A 1,896-nucleotide genomic window follows, 5' to 3' on the forward strand; every position below is an offset into this window, starting at 1 on the left:
ATCCCCGTCATGAGCGCGATCATCAGGACCGGCAACAGCACGACCAGCCCCAGCAAGACAGGTCGGCGCAACAGCAAATCAAATTCGCGCCACGCGGTGCGGCCCATCGCGGTTCAGTTCCCCAACGTGATCAGCGCCGACATGCCGGGGCGCAGGCCGGGCAGTGGTGCTGTGGGGCGGGCGCGCAGCTCGAAACTACGCAGATCGAAATCGCCGGTGGCGCGCGTGGCCCGCCAGCTTGCACACTGGCCCTGCACGTTGATCAGGGTGATCTCGGCCTCAACCTCGACGTTCAGTGCGGGCACGCGCACGCGCAGGCGGTCTCCCACCTTCAACCCGGCCAGCAGATCCTCGCGCAGATTGAAGGTGAACCAGGCACTGTTCAGATCGACGATCGTGAACAGCGGCGTGCCGGGGCCGATATTCTCGCCGGGTTCGATCAGCCGGGCGGAAATCTCGCCAGCCATCGGCGCGTTGACGACCAGTTCGTCCAGATCGGCCTGCCGCTGCGCCAGCGTCGCCTCGGCCTGTGCAACCTGTGCCGCAGCCAAGGCCCGCTCTTCGGGGGATGCACCGGCCCGCGCGAGATCAAGCTGTGCCTGTGCCGCCTCGACCCGGCGGGTGGCGGTTTCGACGTTGCGGATGGATTGGTCAAGCACTGCCTGCGGCCGCTGGCCCTGTTGCAACAGTTCGGTGTCACGGGCGATCTGTTCTTGCGCGAGCAGCAAGTCGGCCTGCGCCAAAGCCACGTCAGCCTCGCGCACCCGGATCAATTCCGGCCGTGTTGCCCCTGCCGCCGCCTCGGACGCGCGCGCAACCTCCAGCCCGGACGCGGCAACGGCATATGCGGTGACAAGCTGCGGATTGGACAACGTTACCAGCCGCATGCCTGCCTCGACCCTGAGGCCCAGATCGGCCGTCACTTCGGCGACCCGCCCAGACACGCGGGCCGACACATCGACGCGCGGGGCGGCCACTTCGCCTTGGATCAGCACTGGTCCGGGGCGCGTCACCCACCAGACCGCCCCCGCAACCCCCAAAGCCAACGCGGCCAAGAGCATGAATGGCAATAACGCTTTGCGTGTAGGTGGCTCTGGGTCGGTCACAAAAACACCTCTAAATCTTCCACGCAAAGCAAACGTTATGGTCGCCACCGACAGGACGGCCCTTTACGGAAGAACCTAACGGATTGAACCGTGAGGCTACGTTGTCCACAGGGCTTACTCTGAACGGGAGTGTAGGATCACAAAGCCTCTTGGTCGAATGCCTGCGACAGTTCACTACGCCTTGGGCGGTATTTCGCAAAACAAGGCAGAACAGAAGCCCGGCTTTGATAGATCGGATGTCGGAATGATAACCGGAAGCCGATTGGACAGAGCTGATCTGCATTAGCGACGGCGTAGGCGGACCAAAGGCGCGCGTTGTGATTTCGGGAAGCGGTTGAAACTCCAGGGCGGCCATCATTGCCATGAAAAGCAAGGCTTCCCTTGAAACGACTGCTCACTTGCGAGGCTGACAACTCCAGCCGTACGGTTGATTGCAAGCACCCCGCATCGGTAAGAGTTCAGGGAAACAGGTTTTAGATCAGCCAGGCGTTGTTGCAGAACTGATGACTGAGGAATGACAGCCCCTTTCCCCGGCAGCATCAGGCCACGCGAACGATGTCGGCCGTTCCAAGGGCCGAGAAGCGGTTCATGAGTGCGACGCGGATCTGGATTTCGGCGGTTTGGCGGTCTGGGTCTCTTGCGGCGATGCGCTCGCCGAAGGACTTGAGACAGCGCATCTTCGCCTCGATCCGGCTTCGGACGTGATATCCCGTCCAGCGCTTCCAGAATGCCCGGCCGTAGTGCCGGGTGGCGCGCAGGGTTTCGTTTCGGGCGATCGCCGCCGGGCAAT

Annotated in this window: 1 protein-coding gene and 1 pseudogene; both read right to left on the reverse strand. The window is 63.0% G+C overall.

What is annotated here, in order from left to right:
• Positions 1-113: 113 nt before the first annotated feature.
• Entirely contained in the window at positions 114-1,055 is a 942-nt protein-coding gene (locus RMO18_RS16095; protein ID WP_309667270.1) for an efflux RND transporter periplasmic adaptor subunit, read from the reverse strand.
• A 590-nt stretch (positions 1,056-1,645) separates the two neighbouring features.
• Positions 1,646-1,896: pseudogene (locus RMO18_RS16100) on the reverse strand (IS5/IS1182 family transposase); the annotation flags it as partial.

This window comes from Tabrizicola sp. (genome assembly GCF_031377265.1).
Lineage (GTDB): Bacteria > Pseudomonadota > Alphaproteobacteria > Rhodobacterales > Rhodobacteraceae > JAUYQR01.